Origin of the sequence: Streptomyces xiaopingdaonensis, from assembly GCF_000262345.1 — a bacterium.
Classification (GTDB): Bacteria; Actinomycetota; Actinomycetes; order Streptomycetales; family Streptomycetaceae; genus Streptomyces; species Streptomyces xiaopingdaonensis.
The window spans coordinates 1-25,521 of sequence record NZ_AJTQ01000078.1 but is presented as its reverse complement, the minus strand read 5'-3'; the positions used below and the strand labels follow the sequence as shown (position 1 = coordinate 25,521).

24 protein-coding genes and 1 pseudogene are annotated in these 25,521 nt (G+C 66.6%); 7 read left to right on the top strand and 18 right to left on the bottom strand.

Annotated features, from left to right (window positions below; translation table 11 throughout):
* Positions 1-42: 42 nt before the first annotated feature.
* The 12 genes and pseudogenes from ectA to UWG_RS0106740 all read right to left on the bottom strand — a co-directional run bounded on the left by ectA (position 43) and on the right by UWG_RS0106740 (position 10,685).
* Entirely contained in the window at positions 43-588 is a 546-nt protein-coding gene (ectA, locus tag UWG_RS0106790) for a diaminobutyrate acetyltransferase (protein WP_016906447.1), read from the bottom strand.
* 127 nt (positions 589-715) lie between these two features.
* A complete protein-coding gene (gene ectB, locus UWG_RS0106785) occupies positions 716-1,978 on the bottom strand; it encodes a diaminobutyrate--2-oxoglutarate transaminase (RefSeq protein ID WP_016906446.1) in 1,263 nt (420 codons plus the stop codon).
* Positions 1,975-2,238, bottom strand: a complete 264-nt coding sequence (locus tag UWG_RS0106780) for a phosphopantetheine-binding protein (protein ID WP_029391226.1) — start codon at positions 2,236-2,238, stop codon at positions 1,975-1,977. Before UWG_RS0106780 ends, ectB begins: the two co-directional genes overlap by 4 nt.
* 61 nt (positions 2,239-2,299) lie before the next feature.
* A complete protein-coding gene (locus tag UWG_RS0106775) occupies positions 2,300-3,832 on the bottom strand; it encodes a class I adenylate-forming enzyme family protein (protein WP_016906444.1) in 1,533 nt (510 codons plus the stop codon).
* A complete protein-coding gene (locus UWG_RS0106770; protein WP_016906443.1) occupies positions 3,832-4,752 on the bottom strand; it encodes a 4'-phosphopantetheinyl transferase superfamily protein in 921 nt (306 codons plus the stop codon). The genes UWG_RS0106775 and UWG_RS0106770 overlap by 1 nt, the downstream gene beginning before the upstream one ends.
* The gene (locus UWG_RS0106765) at positions 4,749-5,999 is read right to left on the bottom strand and encodes a type III PLP-dependent enzyme domain-containing protein (RefSeq protein ID WP_016906442.1); all 1,251 of its coding nucleotides are present in this window, start codon (positions 5,997-5,999) and stop codon (positions 4,749-4,751) included. Before UWG_RS0106765 ends, UWG_RS0106770 begins: the two co-directional genes overlap by 4 nt.
* A 353-nt stretch (positions 6,000-6,352) precedes the next feature.
* Positions 6,353-6,643 (bottom strand): annotated as a pseudogene (locus UWG_RS34230) (IS5/IS1182 family transposase); the annotation flags it as partial.
* A 158-nt stretch (positions 6,644-6,801) separates the two neighbouring features.
* Positions 6,802-7,089 carry an Rdx family protein gene (locus UWG_RS0106760; protein WP_016906441.1) on the bottom strand — a complete coding sequence of 96 codons (288 nt, stop codon included), beginning with the start codon at positions 7,087-7,089 and terminating at the stop codon, positions 6,802-6,804.
* Between the two features lie 74 nt (positions 7,090-7,163).
* Positions 7,164-8,141 (bottom strand): LuxR C-terminal-related transcriptional regulator, encoded by a 978-nt coding sequence (locus tag UWG_RS0106755; protein WP_016906440.1) that lies wholly within the window; start codon positions 8,139-8,141, stop codon positions 7,164-7,166.
* 231 nt (positions 8,142-8,372) lie between these two features.
* A complete protein-coding gene (locus UWG_RS32980; protein ID WP_016906439.1) occupies positions 8,373-8,528 on the bottom strand; it encodes a hypothetical protein in 156 nt (51 codons plus the stop codon).
* Between the two features lie 526 nt (positions 8,529-9,054).
* Positions 9,055-9,294, bottom strand: coding sequence for a hypothetical protein (locus tag UWG_RS29585; protein WP_016906438.1), 240 nt, complete (start codon positions 9,292-9,294; stop codon positions 9,055-9,057).
* Between the two features lie 71 nt (positions 9,295-9,365).
* On the bottom strand, positions 9,366-10,685 hold the full coding sequence (locus UWG_RS0106740; RefSeq protein ID WP_237720007.1) for an MFS transporter: 1,320 nt from the start codon (positions 10,683-10,685) through the stop codon (positions 9,366-9,368).
* Between the two features lie 70 nt (positions 10,686-10,755).
* On the opposite strand from UWG_RS0106740, the gene UWG_RS0106735 reads away from it, so the two are divergent.
* On the top strand, positions 10,756-11,763 hold the full coding sequence (locus tag UWG_RS0106735; protein ID WP_016906436.1) for a GlxA family transcriptional regulator: 1,008 nt from the start codon (positions 10,756-10,758) through the stop codon (positions 11,761-11,763).
* Positions 11,764-12,020: 257 nt separating this feature from the next.
* Here UWG_RS0106735 and UWG_RS0106730 read toward each other — a convergent pair whose 3' ends face one another.
* Together UWG_RS0106730 and thpD are read right to left on the bottom strand one after the other, a co-directional pair.
* The gene (locus tag UWG_RS0106730; RefSeq protein WP_016906435.1) at positions 12,021-13,403 is read right to left on the bottom strand and encodes an MFS transporter; all 1,383 of its coding nucleotides are present in this window, start codon (positions 13,401-13,403) and stop codon (positions 12,021-12,023) included.
* 599 nt (positions 13,404-14,002) lie between these two features.
* The gene (gene thpD / locus UWG_RS0106725) at positions 14,003-14,902 is read right to left on the bottom strand and encodes an ectoine hydroxylase (protein ID WP_016906434.1); all 900 of its coding nucleotides are present in this window, start codon (positions 14,900-14,902) and stop codon (positions 14,003-14,005) included.
* A gap of 296 nt (positions 14,903-15,198) precedes the next feature.
* On the opposite strand from thpD, the gene UWG_RS0106720 reads away from it, so the two are divergent.
* Positions 15,199-15,774, top strand: a complete 576-nt coding sequence (locus UWG_RS0106720) for a CGNR zinc finger domain-containing protein (RefSeq protein ID WP_016906433.1) — start codon at positions 15,199-15,201, stop codon at positions 15,772-15,774.
* A gap of 738 nt (positions 15,775-16,512) precedes the next feature.
* Here the strand turns inward: UWG_RS0106720 and UWG_RS0106715 are convergent.
* Both UWG_RS0106715 and UWG_RS0106710 read right to left on the bottom strand, forming a co-directional pair.
* A complete protein-coding gene (locus UWG_RS0106715) occupies positions 16,513-17,541 on the bottom strand; it encodes a saccharopine dehydrogenase family protein (RefSeq protein ID WP_016906432.1) in 1,029 nt (342 codons plus the stop codon).
* Positions 17,542-17,694: 153 nt separating this feature from the next.
* Positions 17,695-18,534 (bottom strand): helix-turn-helix domain-containing protein, encoded by an 840-nt coding sequence (locus UWG_RS0106710; protein WP_016906431.1) that lies wholly within the window; start codon positions 18,532-18,534, stop codon positions 17,695-17,697.
* A 648-nt stretch (positions 18,535-19,182) separates the two neighbouring features.
* Here UWG_RS0106710 and UWG_RS0106705 point away from each other — a divergent pair.
* The 5 genes from UWG_RS0106705 to UWG_RS0106685 all read left to right on the top strand — a co-directional run bounded on the left by UWG_RS0106705 (position 19,183) and on the right by UWG_RS0106685 (position 23,049).
* Positions 19,183-19,485 (top strand): hypothetical protein, encoded by a 303-nt coding sequence (locus UWG_RS0106705; protein ID WP_016906430.1) that lies wholly within the window; start codon positions 19,183-19,185, stop codon positions 19,483-19,485.
* Positions 19,486-19,495: 10 nt separating this feature from the next.
* Positions 19,496-20,608, top strand: a complete 1,113-nt coding sequence (locus tag UWG_RS0106700; RefSeq protein ID WP_016906429.1) for a DNA alkylation repair protein — start codon at positions 19,496-19,498, stop codon at positions 20,606-20,608.
* Positions 20,609-20,849: 241 nt separating this feature from the next.
* Positions 20,850-21,218 carry a nucleoside triphosphate pyrophosphohydrolase family protein gene (locus tag UWG_RS0106695; RefSeq protein WP_016906428.1) on the top strand — a complete coding sequence of 123 codons (369 nt, stop codon included), beginning with the start codon at positions 20,850-20,852 and terminating at the stop codon, positions 21,216-21,218.
* 722 nt (positions 21,219-21,940) lie between these two features.
* Positions 21,941-22,639: an SDR family oxidoreductase gene (locus UWG_RS0106690; RefSeq protein ID WP_016906427.1), complete on the top strand. Its 699-nt coding sequence runs from the start codon at positions 21,941-21,943 to the stop codon at positions 22,637-22,639.
* Positions 22,633-23,049 carry a nuclear transport factor 2 family protein gene (locus UWG_RS0106685; RefSeq protein ID WP_016906426.1) on the top strand — a complete coding sequence of 139 codons (417 nt, stop codon included), beginning with the start codon at positions 22,633-22,635 and terminating at the stop codon, positions 23,047-23,049. Before UWG_RS0106690 ends, UWG_RS0106685 begins: the two co-directional genes overlap by 7 nt.
* Positions 23,050-23,301: 252 nt before the next feature.
* On the opposite strand, the gene UWG_RS0106680 is transcribed toward UWG_RS0106685, so the two are convergent.
* Together UWG_RS0106680 and UWG_RS0106675 are read right to left on the bottom strand one after the other, a co-directional pair.
* Positions 23,302-24,282, bottom strand: coding sequence for a helix-turn-helix transcriptional regulator (locus UWG_RS0106680; RefSeq protein WP_016906425.1), 981 nt, complete (start codon positions 24,280-24,282; stop codon positions 23,302-23,304).
* Positions 24,279-25,517 carry an alkene reductase gene (locus UWG_RS0106675; protein WP_237720011.1) on the bottom strand — a complete coding sequence of 413 codons (1,239 nt, stop codon included), beginning with the start codon at positions 25,515-25,517 and terminating at the stop codon, positions 24,279-24,281. The genes UWG_RS0106680 and UWG_RS0106675 overlap by 4 nt, the downstream gene beginning before the upstream one ends.
* Positions 25,518-25,521: the final 4 nt, after the last annotated feature.

The following is a 25,521-nucleotide window of genomic DNA, read 5'->3' as shown; positions in this document are numbered from 1 at the left end:
TGTTGTCCGGTCGGGTTCGGTATCGATCCGAACGGATCGATGTCAACCAGCACTCAACGGGCCGATACGGTAGAGAACCTCATCGTGGTGACTGTCAGGGAAGAGGCTGCTGGGAAACAGCACGCGCTTCTCGACAGGGACCGAGTGCTTCTTGGCGAACTGCTTCAGCACCATGATGATCGCCTTGTTCTGGGCGGATACCGTGGCCTCGACGTAGCGCACGCCCTTGGCCACCTGCTGGTCGGCCGCGGCCTGGAAGAGCTTCACGCCGAGGAAGGGGATACCGTGGCGCGGATTGACGGCGGTCTGCCACACGAAGTAGGTGTCGGGCTCGTCAGGACGCCGATACCCGGTCAGGAAACCGACGAGCTCGTCATCCACGGTCGCCACCAGCGAACCGTCGGCGAAGTCCCGGAACCACAACGTGTAGTAGTAGACGCTGTTGGAGTCCAGGCCGGGGGTGTTCTCGACCAGCTCCCACACGATCGGCCCGTCCGCGGGAACCGGCGCTCGGAAAGCGACTTGCTTGTTCGTGTCGGTGGCCCGATCCGCTTCGACTTCGGTTCCGGAAATGGTCGTGATCGTCATGGTTGAACCGCCTCGGTCAGCAGTGGGTGTACACCGTTCTCGTCGTGGTGCTCGCGGCTGGTGACCAACGAGTTGAAAACACGCATCGTGGAGTGGGTCCTTTCTGTCTCGGCCGTACCGGACGTGGTCACGCCGTTTCGTAGACGGCGCGCTGCACTGTGCGCAGCCCTTCGTCCAGTTCGTCGGTGGTGATGATCAACGGCGGTAGCAGCTTGAGGACCTGGTCGTTTACTCCCGAGGTTTCGACAAGGAGTCCCAGGTCGAAGGCCCGGCGTGCGGCGCGGCCGGCGTGCAGTGGGTCGGAGAGCTCCAGGCCCCAGACCATTCCGCGGCCGCGGTAAGCGGAGCCGCTGTGGTGAGCGGCAGTGTCGCGCAGCGCAGCCTCGATGATCTGCGCGTGCGCCGAGGTCTGCTCCTCCAGCTTGTCGTCGGCCCAGTAGGTGTTGAGGGCAGCGGTCGCGGTCACGAAGGCAGGGTTGTTGCCGCGGAACGTGCCGTTGTGCTCGCCCGGCTCCCAGACGTCCAGTTCCGGGCGGAACAGGCACAGGGACATGGGCAGCCCGTACCCGCTGATGGACTTGGAGACGGTGACGATGTCCGGAGTGATGCCGGCCTCCTCGAAGGAGAAGAACCCTCCGGTACGGCCGCAGCCCATCTGGACGTCGTCGACGATCAGCAACATGTCATGTTCCTGACACAGTTTTCCCAGGGCACGCAGCCACTCGGCGCGAGCCACGTTGACGCCGCCCTCCCCCTGGATCGTCTCCACGATCACTGCGGCCGGCCGGTCGAGGCCGGAGCCGCGGTCGCCGAGCAGCCGCTCGAACCACAGGAAGTCAGGTGTCTTCCCGTCCAGGTAGTGGTCGAAAGGCATGGAGGTGGCATGCCCGAGCGGTACGCCGGCGCCGGCCCGCTTGAAAGCGTTGCCGGTCACCGCCAGCGAGCCCAGTGACATGCCGTGGAAGGCGTTGGTGAAGGAGACGACCGTCTCGCGCCCCTTGACCTTGCGCGCCAGCTTGAGAGCGGCTTCGACGGCGTTGGTGCCCGTCGGGCCCGGGAACATCACCTTGTAGGGCAGATCCCGCCGACGCAGGATCGTGTGGCCGAAGGACTCCAGGAACGCGCGCTTGGCAGTGGTCGACATGTCCATGCCGTGTGTGACGCCATCGCGCTGCACGTAGTCGAGCAGAGCGCGCTTCAGTACCGGGTTGTTGTGTCCGTAGTTCAGAGATCCGGCGCCGGCGAAGAAGTCCAGGTACTCGTGTCCGTCCTCGTCGTACATGCGGCTGCCTTGGGCCCGGTTGAACACGGTGGGCCAACTGCGGCAGTAGCTTCGCACCTCCGACTCGAGAGTCGTGAAGACGCTCAGGTCGGCCTGCGTGATGGTCATGCCGCCACCTCCCGGAGCTGTGCGGAGAGCACGAAGTCGGTGAAGGTGTCCACCGAGAGGAAGTCGTCCGCGTCCAGATCCTCCGGATCGACGACCAGGCCGATGGAGTCCTCCAGGTTCATCAGCATCTCGAGCATGGTGGTGGAGTCGAGGTGCAGGTCGTCGAAGAGCTTCACGTCGCCGGTGAGTCCAGTGACGGAGCGCTCCAGGACATCGGTGAGGGCGTTCTCGAGGGCGGTGACAACATTCTGACGGTCCATGGTCATGTCCTTACGTCTCGTGAGAAGTTGGTTGAGATCAAGGTCAGTAGGCGAGGCGGATCTACAAGGCCCCGGTACTGGATGAGGCGGCTGTGGCCTTCCCGATCAGGGCGGCCAGCTCCTTGCGGTCGACTTTGCCGTTGCCGTTGACGGGCAGGGCGTCGAGGCGGACGCAGCGTCGCGGGATCTTGAAGGGCTCGATGTGTTCCTGCATGCCGTCGAGCACCTCGTCCGCGGTGATGTCGGCGACCACCGCAAGGAGCGCGGCCCGCTTGCCCTCGGGCGGCAGCACGGCGGCGGAGGTCACTCCGTCGACACGAGTCGCGGCGGCCTCGACCTCGGTGGCGCTGAGTCGGAATCCGCGCTCCTTGTACAAGTCGTCGCGGCGGCCGGAGAAGTAGAGGTAGCCCTCCTTGTCCTGCCAGCCGTAGTCGCCGGTGCGCAGCTCGGGAAAGAGTCCCTCAGCGCGGGGGAAACGCTCGGCGGTGAGCTCGGGGCGGCGCCAGTAGCCCGCCATGACGTTCGCACCGCGGACCACGAACTGGCCGATCTCGCCCGGCGGCAGGCGTTCGCCGTCGTCGCCGATGACGAAGACCTCGGTGCCGGGCAGCGGTATGCCGCAGGAGCCGGGGTGGGTCAGGTCGCCGTCAGGCGGCATGATGGCGGCGCGCTTGCACTCGGTCAGGCCGTACATCACCTGGACCCGTAGCTGCGGCAGCGCCTCGCGCAGTGCGGACATGGTGCTGTCCGACAAGGCGGCGCCGGTGTTGGTGAGCAGGCGCAGCTTGCTGAGCTTGCCGGCATTGCGGCGCAGCAGCCAAGCGAGCCGGTCCGCGACGGAGGGCACGCCCGGCAGAACCGTGGCACCAGCCGTTTCCAGGCTGCGCAACAGCGGCGGGCCGGCCTCGACGACGGTGCCCAGATGGAGCCGGGCGCCGCTCAGCGCGGCCAAAAACACCTGGTAGAGACCATAGTCGAACGACAGTGGCAGCGGGCAGTACACAACGTCATCGGCGCGGTACTGCAGGCAGGTCTGAATGGCCGTCGCCGCGAACAGAACCTGCTGGTGTGTGCTGACCACGGCCTTGGGCAGGGCGGTGGTGCCGGAGGTGTAGATGAGACTGACCGGGTCGACGGCGAGAGGGCCGACGTCCTCGAGCAACGGGGCGGTGCCGGACCGGGCGTCGAGAGCGGAACGTACCAGCTCCTCGATCCTCAGGAACGTCAGCTCGTGCCGCACCGCGGTGTGCGCCACCTCGGGGTCGTCGGACACGAGGAGTTCGGGCTCGCAGTCCTTCACGACGTGCTCCAGCGGGGCGCCGCGCACCTGCTCGTGCAGCACACTGAAGACGGCGCCGAGGCGGGATGCGGCGTACACGAGAAGCGTGATGCCGATACCGTCCGATGCGGTCACGACCATCCGGTCGCCTCGTCGCAGGCCCTCCTGATGGAGTCGGGCCGCCATGTGCGCGCTGGCGTCGGCGAGTTCGGCATAGGTGAGACTGCTGCCCTGACTGCTGAGCGCAACGGAATGCGGGGTCCGCTCGGCAGCGTGGTCGAGGAGTTCGTGCAGCAACTGCGCTGTGCGGGTCATCAGCTCTCCTCGGTGGTGCGGTCGAGGACGGTTGTCGTCTTCGACCTGGGGTACGGGACAACGGTGGTAGCGGTGGCGGTGCAGACGAGTTGGGGCGCGTCCAGGACTGCGGCGGCACTGTCGCCTGCTTCCGGGAAGGCGCTGAGGACCGTGTGCGCCTCCAACTCGACCACCCGGCGCAGCCTGGTCTGCCGCACGAGCCGGCCGCGTGCCTCGATGTAGTCGCCGGGCTTCACGGGGCCGGTGAAGCGGACGTCGGTGTACTGAGCCAGCAGGCCCTCGTCGCCGTCCGTGCGGATGGTGATCTCAGTGACCAGGTCGCCGAACAGGCGCAGGATGCGGGCGCCGTCCACCAGGTGACCGCCGTAATGGGCGTCTTCCTGGCCGATGCGCACGCGGAGGAAGGCTGTGGTCTCCGGAGTTTGTTCGTCGGGGGCGTTCTGCTGAATTACGGCGGTTGAGCCGATGGTGGGCGAGGACACGGCGTCAGACTCCTTTGCTGTTGTTCGTCCTTTTCCGACCACTGCGTCGATGGAAGAGGAGAGACCGATGGCGACTGCGGCCACGACGTCCCGCTTGTGAGTGATGGACACCGAGATGGCGAACGGAGCGCGTCGGGAGGCCCGTTCCTGAAGGCGGACGACCGGGGCACCGTTCGGTGTGTGCTGCACGCAGATCTCCCGCGGCGCCACGCCTTGCAGGAAACCGGTGCCCAGAACCTTGAGGACGGCTTCCTTGGCGGCGAACCGGCCTGCCAGGAACTCCAGACGCCGGCGGGCGCCGAGCGTCTCGGCGTGGGCCAGTTCCTCGGGTGCGAAAACGAAGCGCAAGAACCAGGGGCGTTCGAGCAAGCGGCGTAGTTCCGAGCGCTCGAGGACGTCCACGCCGACCGCGACGCCCCGGTCCGCTGCGGTGCTCATCCGGCTGGGGTCCGTAGATCGACGAGGCGCTGCTTGGCCAGCATGTCCTCCGTGCTGTCGCGTTCCCGAACCAGATGAGCCCGCCCGTCGTGCACCAACACCTCGGCGGGGAAACCGTGGCTGAGGAAGAGTCCGGGCGAGGCCGAAGGCCCGTACGCCCCGGACCGCTCAACCCCCAGCAGATCTCCCGGGCGTACCTCCGGCAGGCGGGCCTTCTTGGCCACCACGTCGTTGGGGGTGCACAGCGGTCCGGTCACGGTGTAGAACCGCAGTTCCTCGTCCTCATGGTTCTCGAGATGGCGGATCGGGAAATTGCGCTTGACGAAGCTGCCGGTGCCGACGGCGGCCATGTGGTGGTTGGTGCCGCCGTCGGCGACCACGAAGGTCTCGCCCGCCGAGGCCTTCACATAGCGGGCTCGGACGACGTAGGTGCCCGCCATGGCCGTCAGGTATCGGCCCAGCTCCATGATCGTCCGGCAGTCGGGGTTGCGTGCGGAGAAGGAGGACAGCGCGTCCGCCATTCCTCTCCCGAGTGCGGCGAGGTCCAGATCCTTCTCATTGTCGAAGTAGGCGATGCCGAGCCCTCCGCCGAAGTCCACGGTTTCCAGCGGAAATCCGAGCCGTCCGGCGAGGTCTTCCGCGAGGGCGAGGATCCGGCGGGTGTTGTGGACGACGTTCTCGTGGTCGAGGAATCGCGTCCCCATGTAGGCGTGCACCCCCTTCACCCGGATGTGGCGCAGCTCCGCCAGCCGGTTCTTGGAGTCACGCAGTTCGGCCTCGTCGATGCCGAACTGCCGCGGCTTTCCCCCCATGGCCAGTCCCGAACCCTTGCTGCCGAAGGCAGGGTTCACTCGCAGGAGCACAGGAAAATCGTCGCGGCCGGACGTGGCCAAAAGCGAGTCCAGCAGGTCGAGTTCATCCAGCGACTCGCAAACGACCGCATGGATTCCGGCCTCGATGCATGCGGTCAGCTCTCGCTCCTCCTTGCCAGGACCGAGGAAAATGATGTCCTCGGGCGCGACTCCGGCCCGCAGAGCGGTGACCAGTTCGACATATGAGGACACTTCGGCGCCGGCACCCACTGAGTTGAGCACGGCGCAGACGCTGACGTTCGGGTTGGCTTTGAGCGAGTAGAATATGTCGGTGCCGGTGGGGAGTACGTGGCGCAGCTCGCGGAATGTGCCCTGCAGGGTGTCTGCGTCGTAGACGAACAGCGGGGTGCCGAACTCCTCGGCGAGCGCGGTCATCGTGTTTCCCTGGATATGGACCTTCGAAGGATTCATAAGATCACTGCCATCCGCCGTCGTCGATTCGGCGACATACTGTCCGCTGCTCTGCGAGCGCGTTGTCTGGAGTGAATATCCGGAGTTTCATCATTCCCTCTCTCGCAGATCTCGTCATCAGTGACCACTATGTTGTGAGCGAACAGGCGAGGACGGAAGGAGGAGCGAATGGACCGAATCGGTCGTGACCTGTTTCGTCCGTGGTACCAGGCATCCGACTCCTGGATTGTTCCGCGCGGGACCAGGCCGCCGGCGTCACCGTTCGCGCCCTCTCCTACCGCCGCCGCGAACTCCTCGAGGCGTTTTCGATCTGCGGTTGAGCTGGTGTGATGCAGGGTGAGCCCGGCCTGAACGAGGGTCTTGTGCGGGGTGGTCGAGCACCGAAGTGCGCACAGTAACCGCCAAGATCTGAGGAGTGCCTTGGCCGGCTCGCCGAGGGCAAGAATCTTGGTGATGGGTCGGTCCGCGGCCTGCTGGCCGGTCGAGAGCGCGCGTGCGGAAGGAATCCGGCCGCGCCACGGACACGATGGCCCGCATGTTCATGCCTCGCGGTTCTTGCCGGAAAAGAAGGGCCGATCGACCGCGATTCTGTCGATCGGCAGGAGCGTGCGCCGGTGAGCGGGTTTGTCCCTTCCGTCTCAGGTCCTGGCGACCACTGCGGCGAGCAATCGGTTCAACCGGCCGCACCGGCGCAGTCGTCGGACCTGTTTTCGTCCTCATGTCTGAGGCACTGAAAATGAAAACAGTTCATTGGCACATTCGAGACTTATTCCAGTTCGAAAGGAAGCAACGGCACTTCAGCGCGCCGCAGCCGCCATTCGGCCAACTCGGGAAACGCAGTGGCCGCTCGTTCCCAAATAAGCTTCGCGGTCGCCTCGGCCTCGTCCAGGGAAGCGACACGGAGAAAAATACCGATCACCAGGTGACGTCGCGTCCTGGGGTGCACGCTGACGTGTTCGAGAACGTCAGATGCGACGGATTCGAGTGCCTGCCTGATCTCAGCAGGCGGGCAGGCATCGCCCGGGGCGGAAATAGCGAGATGCACTAGATACATGAGGCAACTGTCCTATTGTAAGTATTGTCAATCTCCTTCGACTGCTTGTCGTTGACCAGTAGACGCATGCATCGTCAAGGCCAAATCATTCCTTGCGCGACCGCATGCACACCGGCCTGGAACCGGCTTCGGGCACCGAGGTCGTTCATGAGTTTCGTGGCGATGCGGCGCGCCGTGCGCGTCGAAACACCCAGCCGCGCCGCGACGGACTCGTCGGTGTGCCCGAGCGACAACAGTCGCAGGACTTCCGTCTGTTGCTGACTGGTCCGCTGCGTAGCGGCAGGTGTGTCGGTCTCGCCCAGCGGCTGGGCGGACTGCCAGACGTTCTCGAACAGGGCTTGCAGCGACGAGACCACTCCTGCTGTCTGCAGAACCACCGCTCCGGCCGCTGTGTCATCGGAGTCAGCGGCGACGACAGCGATCCTGCGGTCACAGATGATCAGACGGTTCGGCAGCGAGGGAACGGTACGGATCCGTCCGCCGTGCGCCGCCAGCCAGTTCGCGTGCTCCATCGTGTCCCGATCGTTGCGCGCACTGTCCAAGTACAGGGTGCGCAGTCGGACTCCGCGTTTTAGCAGGTCCTCGGCGAACGGTCGCGAGCTGCGCACATTGTCCGCCGTCTGCGCGCCGTCCGGAGCGAAGGTCAGCAACTCACTGTCGATCTCGGTGTACAGATTCGCCAGGTAATCGCGGACATGGTCGACTCCCCGCAGACGGTGCAATTCCTCTCTGTCCTGGGTGAACTCCGATTTGAGCTGTACGACGACGGTCTCGGCCTCCTTCACACGTTGCTGTTGCGCGGCGAGCTCGGCTCGTTGCCTGGAGAGCAAGATTTCTGCGGCCAGATGCGGATCAACCGCATGGAAATTGCGGGAACCTTCTGATGAGTTGCGCACCAGGGCCATTTCGCTCAGAGTGTCGAGTGCCGCCAGTACAGCATGTTCGGAAAGCTGAAGACGGTTGATCAGCTCGGCCACGCCATCCCGCGGATGCGTCACCATCTCGCGGTACACCATTTCTACCGTGGATTCCATTCCGAGAACGTCAAACATGTGTCTTCCTATCTTGAGCAGCCCAAGTTTTTTCGACTTCGCGACGGTGTGAGATGAAGAAGGGAATGGCTCCCGTGATGCCGGTGGTGCGGTGAGGGACCGCTGCTGAGGTCTCAGCGGAGATCCCGCGGCGGTCGCCGGCTCTCCACGAACCACGGCCTGCGCGAGGAGAGAAGATGCGGGGTTGCGGTGTCGCCTCCCGGCGAGGGCCACCAGTCGCGTGCCGCAGGTTCAGCCGTTGCCGTCGTTCTCCTCCACCGTGACGGAGGTGCTCGTCAAGGACGCGGAGACGCCGGAGCTCTGCAGGACGGTCCGAGGCGTGGCGGCGACGGCGGAGGAAGCGGTGCCCCCTCGACGAGTGCTCCGCGGACGATGGACGTGGCGCATGAGGAACTCCTTTGAAGGACGAACCTGTCGACGCCTCGGATGCTGCCGATCCGTCTTCCCGACCTCTTCCCCTCTTGATACCCGCCGATCCCCGAGCTGTGGGCCGCCCGGCTCGACGTGTCGTTTCCTGCGCACCAACACATGGGCTCCGCGGGTGAGTCGAAGCGAGGAGCAAGGGAGCATTTCCAGCTCCGGGAAACTTTTCAGAGCCATGTGAGCCCGGGCATCGCTTCCTCGAACCGTCAAAGCCACACCGAGCTCATCTCTGCTGCGGTCACCGTCAGGGGTCAGCTCTCAGCGTTCTGAGTCTTTGATTCTGCTGCGCAAGTGAAAGTTTGTCGTCTGGATGTCAGACGATCTCGATGGCGCGAACTGCTCCGGTGCGACCCGTCTGACCAGAGCGCCGGCGGGATCTCTCGAGGAGGACCCTCCAGCGCTCCAGGCAGGCCAAGACCTGAGCGGGCGGCGCCGGGGTCGGGCGCTGCTCGCAGCGCCCGACCCCGGGCCCCGCGAGTCGAGTCCGGTCTCAGCGGCAGCCGCGGGCGGCGATTCGGGTGCCGGCCGCGCCGACTACTCGGACCTGGAGTGCGCCGCAGGTGCAGCGCAACCAGATCGTGATGCCCGTGGACGTGCGGTGCCGGGAGAGGGTCTGGAAAGCCTCGTCGCGGTCGGCACCGCAGTGCGTGCACAGCGGAGGCTGCGGGCTCGGGGCGATGCCGCCACGGGTGGGCTGAGTGGTGAGGACGGGGGCGGTCTGAGCGGTCATTTCGGGTACCTCCTGCGAACGTTTGGCGAGTGCGGTGTTTGAGGCAGGGCCAGCGGTGTGGCGAGGTCGGACTAGTCGGTGGACGGGGCAGCGGCGGGCCGGGCGGAGCGAGGGGCGCGTACGACCAGCGCCAGCAGGGCCGCGATCAGACAGGCAGCGCCGAGTGCGGTCCACACCACGTCGTAGCCGCCGAACACGTCGCGGGCGGCGGCTCCGAGGTAGGCCGAGGCGCCCGCACCCAGTTGGTGCGTCGAGTTGACCCAGCCGAACACGATGGGACCGTCGTCACCGTAGGCGCGCTGGCACAGCGCGATGACCGGAGGAACGGTGGCCACGTCGACCACTCCGTAAATCACCGAGAAGGCGATCAGAGAGGGATCGGCGGTCGCGGCGAGGAGCTGAGGCAAGGCGATCAGCGTGAGCGCCCGCACGGTGAAGTAGACGGTCAGCAGCCGACGCGGGTCGAAGCGGTCGGTGAGCCAACCGGAGAGGGCCGCGCCGATGGCGGAGAAGATGCCGATCAGGGAGAGCAACGAGGCCGCGACGGTGGCGTGCATGCCGTGGTCGTGGGCGGCGGGGACCCAGTTGCTCCACATGATGCCGTTGGTGGAGGCACCACAGATGATGAACATTCCTGCCAACAGCCAGAAGAGTCGGGTGCGGCCGGCCGAGAAGAGGACTGCCAGTGTGCGCCGTGCGGCGCCCTGAGCAGGGACTGGCTTGGGCACGAACTCCATACCGCCGTACGGCCTCGCGTTGATCTCGGCCGGGTGGTCCCGTAGCAGCAGCGCGACCAGGGCGGCGACGGCCAGTCCGACGAGCGCCAGGGTGACCACCGGGAGCCGCCAGTCGTAGCGCTCGATCGCCCAGGCGAGCAGCGGCAGGAAGAGCAACTGTCCCAGGTGGCTGGAGGCGCTGAGCGCCCCGGTGACCAGACCGCGCCGTCGGACGAACCAGCGGCCAGTGATCAGGGCGGCAAAGGTCATGGTCAGGCAGCCGGTGCCCAGTCCGATCAAGACGCCCCAGTAGAGCAGGAGTTGCCACGGCGAGGTCATCCCGCTGGTGAGCAGGGCACCCACTGCGATCAGCAGCATCGCGCCGGTCGCCACCCGGCGGATACCCACGCGCTCCATCAGCGCCGCGGCGAAGGGCGCCGTGAGGCCGAACAGGACCATGTTGATGGAGGCGGCCATCGCGATCTGGTCTCGGTCCCAGGCGTACTCGTCGTGCAGCGGCGTAACCAGGAGACCGGGGACGGTCGTGAAGGCGCCGGCGATGACGATGGCCGCCCCTGCCACCACTGCGATGGCCCAGGCGCGGCGCGAGGCAGCGCGCGGGGGCGGTAACGCCGTGGGCTGTGCGGCGACGGGAGTCGGAGTGTGCTGAGCCATGACTCCAGGCTCGCGCCGCAGGCTCGCACCAGCGAGTGTCCAGACGGCCATGCTGCGCAATAATGTGGCCATGTCCAACGCAACGGCGTTCAGTCACCCCGACCGGCACCACATCGCGATACTCGCTCGCCAGATGACCCTGCCGATCGAGCTGGGCATCATCCACCAGCTCTTCGGCCAGGCCAAGGCCGGCGCCTCGGCGGACGGCGAACCGCTCTACGAGGTCGTCACCTGCGCGCTGCGCCCCGGAAAAGTGCGCACAGACGCGGACTTCACCATCGACGTCGAGCACGGCCCGGAAGCGCTGGCCGAGGCCGACACGGTAATTGTGATGGCCTCCTACGAGGACTACGAGCAGCAGAAGCCCGAGCTCGCCGCGCCGCTCGCCGAGGCCCTGGCCGGCGTCCGCTCCGGCACCCGTGCCGCCTCGATCTGCACCGGCGCCTTCGTGCTCGCCTCGGTCGGCTGGCTGGACGGCCGGCGAGCCACTACGCACTGGCGCTACGCCGACCAGTTCGCAAAGCTCTTCCCTCAAGTGGAGATGGACGCCGACGTGCTCTACACCGACGGCGGCGACGTACTCACCTCGGCCGGTTGCGCCGCCGGCATCGATCTGTGTCTGCACATGATCCGCAGCGACTACGGCATGGCAGTGGCCAACGACGTCGCCCGTCGCACCGTGGTCCCTCCGCACCGGGAAGGCGGACAGGTGCAGTACTTCCGTCTGCCCGTTCCCGAGCCGACCTCACCTTCCACCGCGGCGGCGCGCAGCTGGGCGCTGCAACGGCTGGAAGAGCCCATCACGCTGGGACAGATGGCCGCTCAGGAAACCATGAGCGTACGGAACTTCACCCGGCGGTTCCGGGAGGAGGTCGGCACGACGCCGATGAACTGGCTGACCCAGCAGCGCATCGAGCGTGCCAGGGAACTGCTGGAGGAGTCGGACTTGGCCGTGGAGCAGGTGACTGAGCGGACCGGACTCGGCACAGCCGCCAATCTGCGCCAGCACTTCCACCTGGCGCTGGGCGTCTCCCCGAGCACCTACCGCGCCACCTTCCGCAATCCAGCAGCGACTTGATCTCGTGTCGCATCCGACCAACCGGGGCGCCAGCGCCGACCGCCGGCCTGCACCGTACTGACGCCGCCGGATTGGTCGGTGGGCCGTTGCCCGGCGGGCTGGTCAGGACGGTGGCGGGGCATGGCAGGCGGCCCGTGCTCGTCGGCCCGAGCACGGCAGGATCCCGGTTGTGCTCTCACTCGACAAGCAGGCCACCGGACGGAGAGCGCCCGCCGGCGGGGCTGACGGGAACTCGTGAGCGGTGGCGACGGGTTCGGTTATGCGGTGAGAACCCCGCGGTTGAAGCGGCAGATCCAGCCGACGACGGCGACAGTGATGGCGGTGATGACGGCCGTTTCGGTGACCGAGCCGGTGACTGCGAGGAGGGCTCCGAATCCGGCCACCCCCAGCGCCGCCCCCACCGCGAGGCTGGTCTCTTGGAGAGCCGCGGCGCGTGCGACATCCCGGGGCGCGACACTTCCGAGCAGGTACGCGTCCCCGGACGCCATCCCGACTCCCACGCCCAGACCGATCAGGAAACCGGCCGCCCACAAGTTGACAAAAGCGGCTACGACCAGGCCGAGAGCACAGGCGGCCAGGCTGACCTGCAGGATGTGCACCGGAGAGAATCGCGACTGCAGTCTGTGGAAGACGAATCCTCCGCAGGACACCCACAGCGCCAGGACCGCGACCGGCAGGATGGACACCAGCGAGTCGGCCTCGGAGCTGAAGAGATAGACCGATCCGGTGTAGCACGCCGAACCGAAGACGAGCGCGAGCGAAGGAACGCCCAGTCGCGAGAAGTTGAGCATCCGTACGTCGATGAGTGGGTCGTACGAACGAAGTTGGCGCACACAGAACGCGGCCAGGACGGCGCAACCGAGAACTGTCGCGAGCAGGCGTACATATACCTCGCCGTGACTCTGCAGACCACCCACGAAGAGTCCGAAGCCAAGAAGAGCCAAACCCGAAGAACCGAAATCGACCTTCGCCGATGAGGCCTGCCCCAAGCTGATGCCGCGTAGTAGCGACCATCCGAAAAAGGCACACACCAGCGCGACCGCAGCCGGCAACCAGAACAGCAGCCTGTAGAGGCCGAGTTCGACGAACGCCATGCCGATCAGCGGCCCAGCGCCGGCTCCGATGCTGTACGTGCAGATCCACAGCGAGTAACCCAGAGTCCGCTCCGCGGTGTTCGGGAGACCGCCGATGACCGAGGCGACGCTGGAGACGATCAACGCGTAGCCGAAGCCCTGGACGAACCGGGCCGCCGTCCAGGACGCCGATCCGTCCAGCAGTGCTGGAGCGGCGCCCGCGATCGCAAACACGACAAGTCCGACCGCCAACGTGACGCCGGGGCCCATGCGTGCACCGAGACGGGAGCCGAGGACGACGCTGGACGCGAGCGCGATCGAGTATCCGTCGATGAACCAGAGGCGCCAGGAATCAGTAAGAACCGGCAAGTCGTGGGCGACGGAATTGAACAGGGTCGAGTCCACACCGCCGAGGAACATCGGAGCCAGGAGCAGCGGGAAGAGAATTTTCTTGGGTACGGCGGACCGCGCCGGCAAAGAGGTGGTTGTGGACATGCTGAACCTCGCCTTGGCTAATGCCGTGCGAAACGGGGTGGTCAGTGGAATCTCGGCCTTCGCATGTGTCATGGCGGTGTTGATGCGCCAGGAATCGTCATCTGCTCGTCACGGTCCTCCGCACGGCTTATGAGGCTCGGCCCCAAGTTGATCCTGGGGGCGTCATAGGCTCTCCGAGCCTGCATGGAACCGCCTATGATGGTTCTATCACGCCCGCGTTGCGGCGGCAACCGGCCAAGGTGGTTCCCGGTCGACCATCGGGCAGCCCGTCCCGCTGAACGAGCACGCGAAGCTCCTGGTGACCAACGGGAGCCCTGCCACGACCTCGTCACCGGGAGCCTCAATCTCTCTCAGCGGGTCAGTCCTGACGACCGAGCAGTCACGCTGGTTTGCCGTGAGTGCGGGTGAACATCCGTGAGGAAAGGCTGCGACGGCGGTGGGTCCCAGCTCGGCCTGTTGCTGGAGCAACAGGCCGAGCTGGGGCGGCGGTTGAGGCCCCGGTGCCCGGCGGTCGACGAGGTGAAGCGGGCCGGGAGGAGCCGACTGCCGGCCGGAATTCGTCCGCTCTACTTACCGCCTGAGTCACCGGAATTGAGCGCACCTTATGCCTGAGGCGCTCGACTGAGTACGACACCCTGCCTGTCGCACTTTGACACGACGAGCCACCGCGGTTAATTGGCCGGGTACGGGAACTCGCGGTTGCTGAGGTGCTGAGGACGCGGCTGGGGCACGGAGAACGGCTCTTCCAGCGTGTTCTCCACGCTGTTGTAGACAATGAAGATGTTGGAGCGCGCGAAGGGCGAAAGGTTGCCGTTGGAGCCGTGCAGCAGGTTCGAGTCGAACATCACCGCTGATCCGGCCGGACCGGTGATCTGCTGGATCCCGTGCTCGTCGGCCATGCGCGTGAGGTGCTTCTGATCAGGAGAACCGACCGAGGGAGCGGCTACTTGCAGCGACTCCTTGTGAAAGTCCAGCGGTGTCGCCCCGACCGTGGGGAAAAACGTCTTGTGGGTACCGGGAATGACCATGAGCGGACCGTTGAACGGGTGGTTCTCGGTCAGCGCAATGGAAACACTGAACGCACGAGGCTGCGGCATACCGTCCTCGGAGTGCCAGGTCTCGAAATCCGAGTGCCAGTGGAACGGGGCACCGCCGAAGCCGGGCTTGTAGTTGACCCGGCTCTGGTGAATGTAGACATCCGAACCGAGGACCTGCCGAGCGATGTCGGTGAGTCGGGAGGAATGCAGTAGTTCAGCAAAGAGGATGCTGACCTTCTCGACTTCGAAAACGGACCTGACCTCGTCGGAATCCGGTTCCAGAATCATGCGCTCACTCGCACGCAGCTCCGGATCCTCGCTGAGTCGCTGGAGTTCGGCGCTGTACAGGCTCACTTCCTGCTCGGACAGCAGATCGTCGAGAACCAGATAGCCATTCGACTCGTACCGGTTCAACTGCTCGCCGTCGAGCGGCCCCGGACCCTGCCCCCACACGGTCGGATCGACTCGCTGCTGAGGAATGGACTCGCCGGTGACTCGGGTCGGATAGAGATCGCGACGCACGGTGGTGCTCATACGGAAGACTCCTTTGCGGAAGAGTGGCGATTGTTTCCCGCATCCATTCATGAGGCACCGGCCATGCGGGGCATCAAGCCCCTCAGTGCTTTCTTGGTCGCCTCATTCGCTGATTCGTCTTTTCCAGCGATCTCGATTCTGCAAGCTCCCGCGCGGCGAAGGAAGACGCGACGGGCGGACTGAAGCGGCCCTGTCCCAGTCAGGCCGCTCCGCCCGCAAGGGCTCGCCGATCCTCCACGACGAGCTCGGCGTTCGCGGCGGTTGAGCTCTACAATGGAACCGTCTACAGTGGTTCCATGTCCGCCGAGCGATTCCCCGAGTTCCGTCTTGGCAGCGTACTGGCGACCAGCTACACGGCGACTCTGACCGAGCGCCGCGGCAAACCGGTGGAACGCCTCCCAGTGCCGTCCCGACTGGTGGACTGGCTGGCAGTGAACGGACTCGTGGTCGAGTCCTGTAGTGAGTTGCAGCTCGACCGTGCCCGTGAGCTGCGGGAGGCGATCCACACCGCCGCCACCAACGTCGCGGAACAGAGCCCGCTTCCCTCTTCAGCCGTCCGCTTGCTCAACCACTACAGCACTCACGGTGTGTCCGCCACGACCCTGACGTCTGACGGTCGCCGGGAGTGGTGGCTGGGCTCCGGTTCCGTGGAGGATGCGCTCAGCGTGATCGCCGCGGATGCGATCAGCATCGTCTCCGGAGAACGAGACGGAAAGATGGCCTTGTGCGCCTCACCGACATGCCGGGCCGCGTTCTTTGACACAAGTAGATCCCGCACACGTCGATGGTGCGAAATGAACACGTGCGGGAACCGCGAGAAGAAGGCACGCTTCCTCGCCAACAAGCATGAGAACGCAAGCTCTGCCGGCTGACCAAGAAGCACCTCAAGACACCGGCACCATACCCGCGCCGCATACTGTCCTGGTGACTGGCAGGCTCAGTGGGGCCCTCACTCGCGGCAGCACCGACGGCAGGTCAAGGCGGATCTCAGCGGTCGGTCGTGCGAGGTCAGTCACAAGCTGGTCCCGCAGACTTCCGCCCTGACTCGTTCGCACCCAATCCGTACGAGCCGACCTCACCGGCAGCACTGCACACCTGTCCAACCCTTCTCCAAGCAGGACTCGCGCAGACTCGCGCCGAATACGCATTCGCCTCTCGGACCGACCTCCGGACACGAAAAAGCCCAGATCACACTGCGTGTGACCTGGGCTTCGCCGGAGCCGCCTGGGGGAGTCGAACCCCCGACCTACGCATTACGAGACCGAGAGCGTTCATGTCGGGTGGTGCCGCACAGTGTCGTCTGGTGACGTCTTACCTGATCAGACGATGCGTGTCAGTCTGCCCCGTGCGGCCCCGTACTGGCCCCTCCGAAGGCGTCTGTCCACCGGCTGTCCACCGGAGCTGGTCACCGTACGGCTGTCAGTGATCAACCGCTTGCGCTGATGCAGGGGTCGATGCCGATCGCGTGCACCGTCCGACGTGATTGTCAGGGTTCCACAGTCGTCACATTGGTTCCTGCCGATGGCCGATGATGCGGCCGGCCTGGGCACCGGCGAGTCACTCCACCTCCGTGCCCAGTGCGCCATCGGCATCGCCGGCGTGGCTCGAACCTAAAGGTCCTTGATATGCGTATCGGCGATCGCGAGAGCGATTTCGGGGCCGTAGGCGGAGGAAGGTGACTGGAACCCCGGTGTGAAGGAGCCGGCCAGCACACGGCGGGCGATTTCCACGGACGACAGCTGGGTGAACCGGTAGCCGGTGGGCGTGTCGATGAGGGAGCGGGCCACGCTGCCGTCCCGGCCGGTGACCTCGGCGACGACCTTGCTGCGGCCCACTTCCCGTTCTTCGGCGGTGGGACCGTCGGGCAGTGCGGAGAGGTCGAGGTCGATGGGCAGCGGCTGCCCGGCCTGCACGTAGACCTCGATCGAGGGGATGCCGGTGGCGAAGTAACTGGTGACCAGGTCGCCCATGGACGCGGACACGGCTTCCTCGGGACCGCTGTCGCCGAAGTCGAAGGAGGCGACCTTCGGCTCCTTCAGGGTGACGATGTCTCCGTCGGTGCGGACGAGCACGCCCAGGTCACCGATGCCTTCGGTGGCGCTGACGATGGAGCCGCGGGAGAAGAGGTTGAGGCCTGCCGCTTCCTCGGGGGTGGCGCTGAGAAGTTTGAGGGCGAGTCGGAGACTGACCGGGTCGGTGACGCGCGCGGCGGCGTGGGTGGCCACGCTGTCGCTGGGTACGACGTCCCACCCGGCGCCGGACATGATCATCACGCCGGCCGCGTGAGCCTGGGCATGTCGGGAGCGTGCGGCGGCGAAAATGTCGTACTCGGCGGTGGTGTCGAGGTAGTGCACCCCGGCGTTGATACTGGCGTCCATCAGCGGGCGCGCGGTGTGGCGGAAGGGGCCGGCGACGTTCAGGACCACGGTGATGTCGTCGAGCGCGGCCCGCAGGATCTCCGGGTCATCGAGCGCGACTGCTCGGCTTTCGACACCGAGTTCTTCGCCCAGCGCGGTGATGCGCTCCCTGTTGCGTCCTGCCACGACGACATCGAGGCCCGACTGCTTGGCGTGTTCCGCCACCAGCCTTCCGGTGTAGCCGGTTGCTCCGTAGACGAGCAGGCGGGGAATGGCTGCCATGGGGTGCTCCTGTGAGAGGTACGGCTGAAGGGGGAGGGCCCGGCCGAGGGGTTCGGCCCTCGGCCGTGGGCGCCTCTCCTTCAGGCTAGGAGCAGATCCGGACAGCTACGGTCCTTGTCTTGTGCCGCCTGGCGTTGCTTCGCCGGTGCGGCGTCACGCGCTGGCGGCGCCCCGCTCGGCCGGCGTCCGCAGGGACTCGATCGCGGCGGCGCTGGCGCTGCCGGGCTCCGGAACGCCGACCAGGAGCTGCTGTCCGGGGGCGTCATGGACGTCGAAGGTCTGGTAGGTCAGTTCGACGCGGCCGATCTCGGGGAGCACGAACACCTTGAACGCTCGGGCCATGTTCTCCACCTGGTTGTCCTGCCACAGCTTGCGGAACTCTCCCGAGGTCTCGGACAGCTCGGACACCAGGTCGTCGATGTCCGGGTCGTCGGGGAACCTGCCTGCGTGCAGCCGCAGCGCATGCACCGTGGCGCGCGCCACCGTGGGCCATTCGACGAAGACCTCACGCGCGCGGGGGTGTCGGAACAGCACGCGGACCATGTTCGGGGTGCCCTCGAAGGGGGCAAGAAGGGCTGCGGCCACGGCGTTCTTCGCCAGGACGTCGAAGGCGGGGCTGAGTACGTAGGCGGCGGCCGCCGGAAAGGCATCCAGGAGGTGGAGCAGGGAGGGATGGACCAGGTCGCGGTCCGCAGCCGAGGTGAGGGCCGGATGCAGACCCGCCAGCCGGAAGAGATGGGTGCGCGCATCCGGCGTCAGTCGCATGGCCCGTCCGACCGCCTCGATGACCTGTGGCGACGGGTTCCGCTCGCGCCCCTGCTCCAGGCGCGCGTAGTAGTCGGCGCTCACTCCGGCCAGGACGGCCACCTCTTCCCGGCGCAGTCCCTTCACCCGGCGGGCCCCACCGCCGGGGGGCAGGCCCACGTCGGCGGGCTCGATACGGGCGCGGTTCGACCGGAGGAAGTCGCCGAGTTCGTTCTGTGCCTGCTGCATTTCCGACCTACTGGCTGGTGGGGAAAGGGGTGCCGAGGAGCGGCGGTGTCGTCGGACGCTGCGCCCCGCTGCCAGGACGGTACGCGCTATTCGCTTCAGGTGGTCGCGTACGGAGTCGGGATGGTCCAGGTTACCTCCGGCCACCGCCCCGCTCCGCAGCAGCACCAGCCCGGTGGTGGGCTCGCTGTCCGGAAGACCTCCGTCACCGCCGTCCTGATCTGCGGGTCACGCTGCTCGACATGGACGAGTACCAGATCGTTCTCGCTGGTCGCAGGCGTTGCTGGGGAGCAATAGCACCACCCACATCCCGTACCTCGAACCACCCCACACGACACGTCCGGGCAGTTCGCACGAGTCGTGTGGCCGCCCCTGCTCCGAAGGCCTGCCGGGCGCGGCACCGAGCGGATCGCCGAGCCCTGGTAGAGCTCGCGGCCCGCGAGGCGCTGATCAAGCCCCGGCCGGACCGCTGAACCTGGGTGCCGCACACCCAGGTTGACACGTCCTTCCCAGCCCGGCGCAGCGGCGAAAGACTCAGGTGAGAGAAGACCACGGCCGGGAGCCACTGGGCGACACAGATCCTCACCCGCGGGCCGGCACGGGAATACGCGTCACGCCCCGGAGCAGGGGCTGATAACGGAGCACATCACCATGGCCGAGACACTCGAAATCACCACCCTGCGCCCCGCTGAAGGCCACACCGCCAAGGACTTCATCGAGGCGAACGCCGACATCAACGCCTACCTCCACCGCCGGCCCGGATTCCTGTGGCGACGTATCGTCGAGACCGACGACGGACGCATCATCGACATCGTCGCCTACGACAGCCTGCCCCACGCGCGCGCCGGGGCGGCCGGCATCACTGGAGAGATGGCGGACTCCCCCGTCCACGCCACGATCGACCACGACAGCGTGGACTGGCAGATCACCCGCACACTGCAGCGCGTCGCGTAGGGCCCCACTCATGCCTTTCGCCGACCAGCTCATCAGCCGCCACACTGCCCGCAACCTCACCCGCGCGATCCACGCCGCCGCCCCGGATGCCGACCTCACGACGCTGCGCGCGGCGCCCCCGCAGATCGACGCACTGCCCCTGCGCAAGCGCGCCGACCTGTTGCGCGACGCGCTGCTCGCCGATCTTCCGGGCACTTACGCAACGCTGGCGCGCACCGTGCGTATCGCTCGCGAAGACGCACAGTTCACCGGCTGGCTGATCTGGCCGGTCACCAGCGCTCTCGCCACTCGCGCCGTCCAGGAGGACGAGCCGGCGGTCTTCGACGACGCGATGGAACTGCTGGCCGGCCTCACCGGACGCCTCTCCTCGGAATTCGCCGTCCGGACACTGCTCCGGCACGATCTCGACCGGGCCCTCGACACCATCGTCAGCGGCTGGACCGGCTCACCCGACCCGGACGTGCGCAGGCTCGCCTCCGAAGGAACGCGCCCCTATCTGCCCTGGTCGGTCCGCATCCCGCACCTCCAGGCCCGCCCCGAAGCGACCGTCCCTGTCCTGGACGCCCTCTACCGGGACGAGAGCGAGTACGTGCGCCGCTCGGTCGCCAACCATCTCAACGACCTCAGCCGCGACCACCCCGAGGTGGTTCTCGACACAGCCAGCCGCTGGCTGAACCACCCGGCGGCCACCACCGAACGCGTGGTGCGCCACGGGCTGCGCACTCTCGTCAAGCGCGGCCACCCAGGTGCGCTGGAACTGCTCGGCTTCGCTCCCGCAACGCTGGACGTCGATGGACCCCACCTGGACCAGGAGACCGTTGCGTTCGGTGGGACGGTCCGCTTCACGGCTTCGATTCGCAACATCGGCGAGGCCGCGGCACGGCTCACCATCGACTACGTCGTTCACCACCGCAAGGCCAACGGGCAACAGCGCGGCAAGACCTTCAAGCTCACCACCCGCGCTCTTGCTCCGGACGAACAGATCGAGGTCGCACGCGAGCACTCCTTCCGGCCGATCACCACACGCCGGTATCACCCGGGCCGACATGCGATCTCCCTCCAGATCAACGGGATCGAATCGCCTCACGCCGAATTCGAACTGGCACCCCCGGATACGCCATGACCTCCACCACGGGAGACATACCGCTCTCATCGCATCACCGGCCAGGACACGCGTTTCAGCGCGGCCAACCCGTGACGTCACGCCGAGACGTTCGGTGAACACCTTGACCGTCGGCCATGCGCTGAAGGTCCTCCATGTGCCGACCCATTCGATGGCCCCAAGAGCAAACCAGGACTGATCGCGACCGCATCTGCTTCTAGCGTCGTTGATGACACGGACATACCTTCGAGAGGAAGCCCAGATGAGCGAGACGCCGGCACACGAGAACAAGGCTGGACTTGGAGAAGCTGACGACAGGGCCCTGGAGGTCCGAGCCCAGTACGAGAAGATCGAACAGCGAGTTCTGGGCAGGACCTGGACCCTGCCGGAACTCGCGGTCGGCTTCACCAACGACGCCGCCTACGTCGGGCGTCTGGTGCTGGCCGCCGAGCGCACCTGGGGCATCGACGGGGATGTGGACGCTGAACTGCAGCACAAGCTGGCCGAATGCCTGTGGTGGGTCTTCGTGCTCGCCGACCGTCTCGATGTCGACATGCCCGAGGCATACGCAGCCACCATGGACCGCATCAACGCCGGTCTTGAGCGGACCCTGCGTGGCATGGGCGCTTGAGAGCGGATGCGCACATCCGCGGGCCAGGAGCGGCCGCATCAACTTGCCAAGAACTCCGTGATCCCAGCGCAGGCACTGTCTTGGGTCTCTGGCACGGCCAAGCACTGGCCCACCGCGGGGCCCGGGACACCGCACGCAGATATCCCGCCCACGGGCAGACCCGTGAACTTACTCGTGAGGCGCGGCTGACAGCATGTGCCCTGATCGAGAAGAACCGCCGACTACGCCAGACCAGCCGACGCTGAGCGGTCAGCACGTGGTTCTCCTCGCGCCCAGTCGAAGGTCTCCCTCGGCCGAGCCCATTGCACCGCTCACAGTTCGCCGCGTTTCAGCGGCCCTGGCATGCCCACGCCCGTCCGGGCGTCCTGCTCACATGAAAGCTTCGCCTTTCGGCGCGTCGATCAAATAGACCGGAAGCGACTGACGACTGTCACGCCTGGGGAACGTGCCCTCCAGAGGCGGTACGAATCGGCCTCGACGAGATCCTTCCAGGGGAGAAACTCCATTCCTGGGCGTCGTACACCCCCTTTCGCACAGCCTTCTACGCAGGCGCCTGAGCAGCGAACGTTGTCTTCGAAGGAAGAAGCACCCGCCTCTCCCGGTCAGACAAGCCGCCGTGAACACGGGTTCCGGGAATCGCCTCCGTAAGTACCGGAGCCAGCCGCCGACATCGCGCTGGTTGTTCAGGCTTCTGCCCGCAGACCGCTCACAAGGAAACGACGATGACCACAACCTTCATCACCGGTGCCAACAAGGGCATCGGCTATGAAACCGCACGCCAACTCATCGAGTTGGGCCACCACGTCCTGGTCGGGGCCCGCGACCCTGAGCGGGGCAAGGCGGCCGCTGTTGAACTCGGCGCACGCTTCGTCCAGATAGACGTGAGCAGCCAGACGTCGGTCGAGGCGGCAGCGGCGGACGTCCTCGACCAAGAGGGCGGCATCGACGTCCTCATCAACAACGCCGGCATTCCGGGCCCGCGTGTCACCAGCATGCTCGAGGTGACTGCCGAGCACGCCGAGCGAGTGTTGCAGACCAACTTCCTCGGGACGCTCCGCACCACGCGTGCCTTCCTGCCGCTCTTGGAGAAGTCAAAGGCCCCTCGCATCGTGAACGTGTCCAGCAGCATGGGATCCTTCACCCGTTCCGTGGATCCGAGCACGATTGAGCATGCGAACCCGCTGCCCTACTACCAGCCGAGCAAGGCAGCCATCAACATGCTCACGCTCAAGTACGCGGAGGCGTATCCCCACTTCCGTATCAACATCGCCGACCCGGGCCCGACTGACACGGACATCAACGACCACATGGGTACCCAGACCGTTGCCGAGGGCTCCGAAGCCATCGTGCGACTGGCCACACTCTCTCCCGATGGACCCACCGGAATCTTCCTCAGCCGAGAAGGGGTCGTCCCGTGGTGAACCAGGTGCCGACGGTGCCCGCGGAAGACCGGGCGGCCATCCAGGAACTGATCCTGGCGCGTGCCCGGGCGGTCGACGACGGCGACAGGGACGCTTTCTGCACACTGCTCCAGGACGCGACCTTCGTCGCCGGCCCTCACCAGGTGACCGGGGCCGCCATCGCCCGGCTCATCGAAGCCGGCCCGCAACCCACACGGCACCTGGTGACCAACCACCGCTTCCGGTATGTCTCGGGCCTGGACACGGTCGAGGCCGAGAGTCACTTCGTTCTGCTGAGCGGAATCGGACTGCCGGGATCCAGCCATCCGCAGCCCAGGACCATCGCGGCCACCGGGCGCTATCTCGACCGATTCGCCCGGCAGGACGGCCGCTGGTCGACGACTCGGCATGAGGTACTCGTCGACCCCTGATCCATCGGTGGGGAACGGCCCCCAGGACCTCACCCGGCCCTTGCCGTCCATCCGTCTTGGCCTGCGCAGGCGACCGCCCTGCGCAGGCCAAGTGGTTCGCACCGTCTCCCGGCCACGCGGGAGGAAGGTCGTACACGAGACGCACGTCTTCCGGCCTGAGCACCTGACGGAGCAGGCCTCACGCCCCAGGGCCTGCACCGGGCCGTCCGAGCCCCACGGCACACGGCACACGGCATGCACGGAGATCGGACGTCATCGTGGCCCCCCGGGTTCCGGTCGCGGCATGTCATTGGCGTGGTAGAGGGTGTCGAGGCGTGCGCGCAGTGCTTCACGGACGGAGTCGGGCGACAGGATCTCCAGGGGCGTCCGCAGGCCGAGCAGGTAGCCGGCGAGCTGGTCGGGGTCGGATCCGCCGATGGTGATGATCGTCCGGTCCGGTCCGTCGGACTCGTGGGTGGCGACGATGGGGGCGACCAGCCGTCGGGAGTCGTCGAAGGACAGCGGAAGTCGCACCCGCGCGAAGAGGGGGTAGCCGGTGCGGGTGATGGTGTCGGAGACCAGCTGCGCCGCGTCCGGGGCGTCGCTCAGGTCGACCGCTTCGCCGGTGGACTCGACGTCGATCACCCGGTCGGCACGGAAGGTCCGCCACGCGGAGCGTTCGACGTCGCGGGCCACGAAGTACCAGTGGACTCCGGTGTGGACCAGGCGGTACGGGTCGACGCACCGGACCGTGGTGGCACCGTGCATGTCGCGGTAGGTGAGTGTGGCGCGTTCGGATGCCCGGCACACGGAGGCCAGGAGGAACAGCACGTCCGCGGAGGCCCGGGGAGACTCACAGCGCGGGGTGTGTTCGACGGTGGCGTCCAGGCTCTCCAGGCGCCTGGCCATCCGGGCGGGGAGTATCTGACGGAGTTTCAGCAAAGCTGACAGGGCCGCCGGATCGGCGCCGAGGGCGGCGCCCTGAGCTGCTTCCCGCAGCGCCATGGCAACGGCGAACACCTCGTCGTCGTCCAGGTTCAGCGGAGGTATGCGGTTTCCGGCCCCGAAACGGTAACCGCCGCCCGGGCCGGGGACCGACTTGACGCCGTAGCCGAGTTCACGCAGCCGGTCGACGTCCCGGCGTACCGTGCGCTCGGTGACGTCCAGGTGCCGGGCCAGCTCCGCGTTGGACCACGTGGGCCTGGACGAGAGCAGTGAGACCAGCCGCAGCAACCGTGCAGAGGTAGCGATCATCGCCTGTCCAGCCGCTGTTTCCGCTGCTTCCCCGCAAGAACCGACAAGCTGAGGGCCGGGTAGTCGGTGTACCCCTCCGGGCCGGACGTGTAGAACAGCTCCTGGCGCGGCTCGTTCTCCGGGTGTCCGCCCTGCCAGCGTTCCACCAGGTCCGGGTTGGCGATGGCAGCCCGGCCGACGGCCACGGCATCGGCGTGAGCGCCTTCTATCAGCTCCGTCGCCTCCTCGCGTGTGGTCATGAGAGCAGTGCCCCTGTTGACCACCAGCCGCCCGCCGAAACGGCGACGCAATTCCTGGACCAGCGTGCCGCCCAGGTCCTCGTGTCGGATGGACAGGTAGGCCAGGTTCAGCGGGCGCAATTGGTCGAGCAGGTGGCCGTAGGTGGCCAGGACGTCGTCCCTGTCGGTCTCCAGGACGTCCTGGATGTCGCGCTGCGGTGAGACGCGCAGCCCGACCCGCCCGGCACCGATGGCCTGTGCCACGGCCGTCACCGCCTCGATGACAAAGCGGGCTCGGTTCTCGGGCGGCCCGCCGTAGGAGTCGGTGCGCCGGTTGGAGGTGGACGAGAGGAACTGGTGCAGGAGATAGCCGTTGGCTGCGTGGATCTCCACTCCGTCCAGGCCCGCCTCGATCGCATGTCGGGAAGCGGCGACGAAATCCGTGAGGACCGAGCCGGCCTCAGCGGCTGTCAAGGCCTGCGGCACCGGAAAAGGCTGTTTGCCCCGTGCCGTGTGCCCCGCGCCGTCGATGGCGATCGCACTGGGCGCCACGACCGGCCGGCCGCCGTTGATGTCGGGGTGGGTCACCCGGCCGCTGTGCACGATCTGCATGACAATGCGGCCGCCGTGGGCGTGCACCGCCGAGGCTACTCGTCGCCAGCCGGCCACCTGCTCATCTGTGACGATGCCCGGCTGGCCGACGAATGCCTGGGACTCGTGACTGCAGTAGATCCCCTCGGTCACGATCAGGCCGAGAGAGGCCCGCTGCCGGTAATGCTCGACCATCAGGTCGCCGGGGACGCCAGAAGCTCCCGCCCGCATTCTGGTGAGTGGGGCCATCACGACACGGTTGGCGAGTTCGATGTCTCCGAGTACGACAGGCGCGTAAAGCGACGGGCTCACCGAAGCGGACGCAGGCGTCACCGACACTGGCTTCCTCCGGGTCGAGTAGTTGTTGGCGCGGGTGCCGGGCCGTACGCACGAGGGCATCGCCCTCACCGCGAAGGCGCGGGCCACGCAG